The organism is Alteromonas sp. ASW11-130 (assembly GCF_026183735.1).
GTDB lineage: Bacteria > Pseudomonadota > Gammaproteobacteria > Enterobacterales > Alteromonadaceae > Alteromonas.
Genome location: NZ_JAPFRE010000007.1, coordinates 1 through 5,616, shown reverse-complemented (window position 1 = coordinate 5,616; position 5,616 = coordinate 1). Strand labels below are relative to the sequence as shown.

Below are 5,616 nucleotides of genomic sequence, written 5' to 3'. Positions count from 1 at the left end.
TTTACCGTGGTCAACGTGGCCGATTGTTCCCACGTTTACATGGGGTTTCGTACGTTCAAACTTTTCTTTTGCCATTTCTATTATCCCAGCAAAGTAGTGTAATAATTCGATTATCTAAACAAACATGAGCTGGGGAGAAACTGGTGCTGATAGGCAGATTCGAACTGCCGACCTCACCCTTACCAAGGGTGCGCTCTACCAACTGAGCTATATCAGCACTTAATGGAGCGGGCAGCGGGAGTCGAACCCGCATCATCAGCTTGGAAGGCTGAGGTAATAGCCATTATACGATGCCCGCATACCTAATTCTCTGGCCACCTCATAAAAGTGGTGGAGGGGGCAGGATTCGAACCTGCGAAGGCTGAGCCGGCAGATTTACAGTCTGCTCCCGTTGACCGCTTGGGTACCCCTCCTGAGATTGATGGTGCCGACTGCCGGAGTCGAACTGGCGACCTACTGATTACAAGTCAGTTGCTCTACCAACTGAGCTAAGTCGGCACTGCATCAAGTGGGTGCGCATTCTAGAGTAATGATTTACTCCGTGCAATAGTCTTTTGTGAATTTTTTTAAAATTCTCATCTAAATGCTCAAATATTTACCACTTAGATGATTTGTTACGCAAAAAAATGTTTTTTTGCGTAGCGGGCAAGACCTTGCACCACCAAATTCGCGGCAAGGATGCTACCATCGTTCTGCGAAAAAGCAAACAGATTTTTGTCCCCACCGGTAATAAAAATGTCAAAGTCTTCATAATTGTCTGACATATAAGCTTTCGCCCGACAATAAATTCCCTGAACAGCTGCCATGCAACCATTAGCTACCCCACTTTCAGTATGGGTTCCTAACTGAAGGCAATCTGGAATAACGTTATCCGAATACACTTTTTGCGTCGAAGCAAGTAATGCGCTTCGCATTGCTACAAAACCGGGCGCTATCCATCCTCCTAAGTGTCGCCCATCCCCTGCGAAATCTACTGTAATCGCTGTCCCTGCGTCTATCACGATGAAAGGCTTATCAGTGAGGTGTACCGCAGCAATCATTGCCAGCCATCGGTCTACTCCCATCATGCTGACGTTTTTGTAACTATTGGTTAGTCCAAAATCATGTTGTTTTGTCTGAATTCGCTGAATGAGTAAATTATTGCTTTTACAATAAACTTCAAGACGGTTTATTTCGTCAGCTTGTCTCACTGAAGCAAGAAAAAGGGTGGTGATGTGTGGGTGACTCGCGAGCCAAATTTCAAACTCTGTCAAGGAAGCTGTGCGATGTGGAACTTCTTGAAATTTATTAAGTGGCAAAAATTTAATACTAGTATTGCCAATGTCTACCAGCAGGATCTGGTCTTCAGTTACCACGCAAGGTTACCTCGCCACCATGGAAACGAGTTAACCCATCCTGAGTTTCTACTAATAGCGCCCCGCTAGAATCTACACCGCGATCGATTCCAGAAAAGCGTTTCTCCCCCATCCTTAGCACAACCGTTTTATCCGCATATAGGTCCAAATGCTGCCATTGATTTATAAAAGGCTGAAAACCTTGTTGCGAAAAAATTGGCAGCAACTCCCATAAGCTATCAATAATAGCGGCAGCGACCACATTTCGATCGGGCTGGAAACCGAGGTATGAGGTTAGGTCAGTATGGGGTTGCCCAACATCAAATTGCGAATCTGGCACGCAACTATTAAGCCCAATACCAATAACACAATGCGCCGTAGCGCCAATTTGGCCTTCAACTTCAATCAAAATACCGGCTAGCTTTTTATTTTGCAGATAAACATCATTGGGCCATTTCAGCTGTGGCTCCGTTACACCACACTGTTTTAACCCATTACATACCGCTAGCCCAACCAACAAAGAAAGTCCCGCCATGCTTTGATAGCCATCCGGAAATGACCAGTATAGCGAGAACGTCAAACTCCCTCCCACTGGAGCAAGCCATTCTCTTCCGTGCCTACCTTTCCCCGCAGTTTGTATTTCTGTCAATAACACGTCGCCGTTCGCTAGGTTATGTGGTGTTAACGCTATTCGTTTTTTGAGTTCGGAATTTGTCGAACCGAGAACAGATTCAACTTGGATTACCGAAGTCTTGTTTTTGGTCACCCGTTTCTTTATTTTTTCGGCATTAAGTAATTTGAATGGCCGCTCTAAACGATATCCTTTCCCTTTCACTTTAAATACGTCTAAGCCCCACTCTGACAATTGACTGATGTGACCTGCAACAGCTGTACGAGAAAGCCCTACCTCAACAGCAATGGCTTCCCCGGAGTGAAATTGTCCATCTGATAATAAAGAGAGAATATGTTGTCTAATTAATTTTGAAGCCTGTCTCACAGTTCTATCAACCCGTCTTTACCTATTAATCTGACTTCTGGCTCTAGCTTAATGCCAAATTTTTCATGAACGTCGTGAACAATTAACTTCGCAAACGACAACACCTCGTCTCCAGTTGCACGGCCAGTATTGACGAGTACTAACGGTTGCTTTGGATGACACTGGACGCCGCCAAAAGCCCTGCCTTTGAATTTAAGCACATCAAGCAGCCATGCTGCCGGTACCTTTACGTTACCATTATCAAGCACATAATAAGGCATATCGGGAAACTTCAGTTGGAGTAAAGAAAACCGCTCATGCGTTATAATAGGATTTTTAAAAAAGCTACCAGCATTACCTGTTTCATTCGGATCGGGTAACTTATTTTTTCTAATTTCAATCACTTTGCTATAAATAGATAAGGGCGTAGGGTTATGCAGTGCGGCCAGTTCGCCGTACGAAGTTTCAAGTACGTTATCTTTCGGGATTTCAAAGTTTACGTGCGTAATCAGAACCTTACCCATTAGTTCTTTTTTGAAAATGCTATCTCTATAGCCGAAAAGACAATCCGCTTTGTTTAAGATAGCTTTTTCGCCGCTCTCCAATGAAATAAATTCGACAGAATGAATAAATTTATCCACTTCTAGTCCGTACGCGCCTATATTTTGGATCGGACAAGCACCAACAGAACCTGGAATAAGAGCCAAATTTTCCATTCCAAACCAGCCATTCTTGAGGCAGAAACTGACCAACTTATGCCAGTTTTCACCCGCGCCTACGCGAAGATAGACATGCGTTGTATTGTTTGTCACCTCAATACCATTTAACGCATTGATGTAAACAAAGCCAGCGTAGTCCTCCACGAAAACAGTGTTACTACCTTCACCAAGAAATAGGTAGGGCTGATGAAGAATTTCATTAACCGGTAAATCGGCAAGCGTGCTAACAGTTTTTATCGACCTACAGCTCGCGTTTAATGAAAATGTGTGAGCGTTTTTTAAATTTTCCACAAATATTTTAATTACAAGTAGTCAGCAACTATTTCATACTCGCGCTGAAGATAGTTTTGTAAGCTTTTGAGTTTAGGTGAATATTGCTGTTTTTTATTGAGCACATTATTTCTTTTTTCAACCAAGCGAACACCTAATATTTCTTGCAACTTATCTAAATCTTCCCGGTTTCGATGGACTGATCCGATAAAATCGAACTTCTCAATTGGCATATGCCTGAAATACTGAGAATATATTTCCACGTAGCCTTTGTGCACATTATCTTTCAGCATCGTTTCGATCATTACTTCAATATTATCTATACCTTTATCTAAAAAATTTGTTTTTAGATAGTTATAAATACCTTCAGGTTGCTTTGTTTTAAGAGTATGACCGATATTTGACCATAGTCGCTCTAGAGGGTCTCGTACCCAGGCCAAGCGCTTAGCATTAGGATAATAAATGGATTGTTCAGCGTTTGCTTGTACATGTCCAAATAGCACTTTGGCGTTTCTCGGCGTCCAAATGGGCTTGCCTGCCGTTAGGTCTAGTTGTCCAGTATTGAGATATACCCCAAACACGGCATTCACCCCAAAAGCGTTTTCGAACGTTTTACGCAATGAAGTCCCTGCAGTTTTGGGGATATGGTGCACCAACCATTCAACACCTTTGTTAGGCTTGTCTTGAGAATCTAGTGAAGGGCGAAAATATTTTTCTACCTTCCATCTCGTTTTTAATTCATACATATTTATCTTCCAAAAAATAGAAGAGTTATTTTTCAATAACATTTACAATTCGTTAAGCTGGACAGATTATACTACACCTGTAATTTTTTTTGGGCTAAGAGATCGCCAAGTTTGATCTTCAAAACAGTAGAAATTAGTTTAAACCTGTCGATTTAGCTTTTACATGATGACCTTTCCAATAAAATGGAGGCAATGGAGATCTCAAAATCAAAAAACACGACAGCGAAGAACAAGTCATCAAACAACATGAGGCTAGTGTCAAAATGGACGACATTTGCCGCGAGATGGGTCTATCATCTATGACTTTTTATCATTAGTGCAGCAAGTATGCAGGTCTGGTAGTCAACGAAGCCAAGCGCCTAAAAGAGCTTGAGTCTGAGCACGATAAACTGAAGAAGATGCAGGATGTGCTTTCAGAAAAGTGATAACACCAGCAGCCAGAAAACCTGCCGCCCGTCATCTTTTTGATGCGTTTAATACCATTCCGGATAAAAGTATGAGCTACTTGGTGTAGTTTGTTTATAAAAATAAACGTGAACAATATACCTTCTGAGGACTTGCTTCGGTTATCAAAAAGAGAAAAGAGACCTCAAAAATAATTACGTCTATTAGCGTTTTCTTTGTTTCTTGAGTGTCAAAACCGTACTCAAGTGGCAATATAACTAAAGCTTGCACGGCGAAGCGTTAACACCTGGGTTAGTGAATACCTTTCTAATGGACCGGCCGGCCTTGATAATACAGCCCGCCCAGGCATATTGCCTTAACTCTCCGTTAAGCAGAAGCAGTACTTAGCACGCTTTATTGAGAAGGAAGCTGAGTCAGATAAGGGGAGAGATTAACTGGTTCCCACATCAAACAGTTTGTCGTAGATAAGTTTGGTGTGAAGTATCACCTTAACCATGTGTATACGGTTTTCGCGAGCTTGGCATACACTTGGATAACGAGTCGTTCACGACACCCAAATTAACTCCAAGCCGTCCAAGACGCCTATAAAAGAAGTTCTTCCTGGAAACGCTCCTTAACCCCCAACACACGTGCGCCCTGAGCAAGTTAATAGATAGTTTCAGAACAAAGCCCGCTTTGGTCAGCAGAAAACTACTACCCACTTGTGGGCACGTAAAGGCTCGCGACCAAGAGCGGTAAGACAACGACAATTTGAAGACGCTCATCTAATTGGTGCTATTTGCCCTGCCACTAGTTAAACATAAGCGTTGATCACTCCCTACATACGCAAAGCCATTATGCGTCATCATTTGAAGCAAATATCACTAAAAACGAAGGCGTGCCTCTACGCAGTGGTAGTGATGGATGTTGTAGGCTGGCATAGCAATGCCATTGCTGAGGTATCCTAAGTGTAACGATTAAAAGAATTCCACCCTATGCACCGGAGTTAACACCCAATAAAACAACTGTGAAGTTGGCTTCGACAGCACAACTTGGCGAGCCGCTGTTTTCAAAGATAGAATGACATTGTGAATGCGCGTAGCAATGCACGGAGAGATTTTTTTAGCAACACGGATCGTGTCCCCACTATGTGTCTAAAGAACTGAGGCATAGTGGGCAAACTTTAA

The 5,616-nt window shown here is 42.6% G+C and carries 4 protein-coding genes, 4 tRNA genes and 3 pseudogenes; 2 read left to right on the top strand and 9 right to left on the bottom strand.

Going from position 1 to position 5,616, the window contains the following annotated elements; genetic code table 11:
* The 9 genes and pseudogenes from OPS28_RS02545 to OPS28_RS02505 all read right to left on the bottom strand — a co-directional run.
* A pseudogene (locus OPS28_RS02545) lies at window positions 1-75 on the bottom strand (GTP-binding protein); the annotation flags it as partial.
* Window positions 76-141: 66 nt separating this feature from the next.
* Window positions 142-217: transfer RNA gene (locus OPS28_RS02540), tRNA-Thr, on the bottom strand.
* A 6-nt stretch (window positions 218-223) separates the two neighbouring features.
* Window positions 224-298, bottom strand: a tRNA-Gly gene (locus tag OPS28_RS02535).
* A gap of 30 nt (window positions 299-328) precedes the next feature.
* A tRNA-Tyr gene (locus OPS28_RS02530) sits at window positions 329-413 on the bottom strand.
* Between the two features lie 9 nt (window positions 414-422).
* A tRNA-Thr gene (locus OPS28_RS02525) sits at window positions 423-498 on the bottom strand.
* 116 nt (window positions 499-614) lie between these two features.
* Window positions 615-1,355, bottom strand: a complete 741-nt coding sequence (locus OPS28_RS02520; RefSeq protein WP_265607867.1) for a type III pantothenate kinase — start codon at window positions 1,353-1,355, stop codon at window positions 615-617.
* Window positions 1,345-2,331: a bifunctional biotin--[acetyl-CoA-carboxylase] ligase/biotin operon repressor BirA gene (gene birA / locus OPS28_RS02515; protein ID WP_265607866.1), complete on the bottom strand. Its 987-nt coding sequence runs from the start codon at window positions 2,329-2,331 to the stop codon at window positions 1,345-1,347. Before birA ends, OPS28_RS02520 begins: the two co-directional genes overlap by 11 nt.
* On the bottom strand, window positions 2,328-3,320 hold the full coding sequence (gene murB / locus OPS28_RS02510; RefSeq protein WP_265607865.1) for a UDP-N-acetylmuramate dehydrogenase: 993 nt from the start codon (window positions 3,318-3,320) through the stop codon (window positions 2,328-2,330). Before murB ends, birA begins: the two co-directional genes overlap by 4 nt.
* 11 nt (window positions 3,321-3,331) lie before the next feature.
* Window positions 3,332-4,087 carry a hypothetical protein gene (locus OPS28_RS02505; protein WP_265607864.1) on the bottom strand — a complete coding sequence of 252 codons (756 nt, stop codon included), beginning with the start codon at window positions 4,085-4,087 and terminating at the stop codon, window positions 3,332-3,334.
* A gap of 164 nt (window positions 4,088-4,251) precedes the next feature.
* Here OPS28_RS02505 and OPS28_RS02500 point away from each other — a divergent pair.
* Window positions 4,252-4,467, top strand: a pseudogene (locus OPS28_RS02500) (transposase); the annotation flags it as partial.
* A gap of 419 nt (window positions 4,468-4,886) precedes the next feature.
* Window positions 4,887-5,012, top strand: a pseudogene (locus OPS28_RS17120) (hypothetical protein); the annotation flags it as partial.
* Window positions 5,013-5,616: the final 604 nt, after the last annotated feature.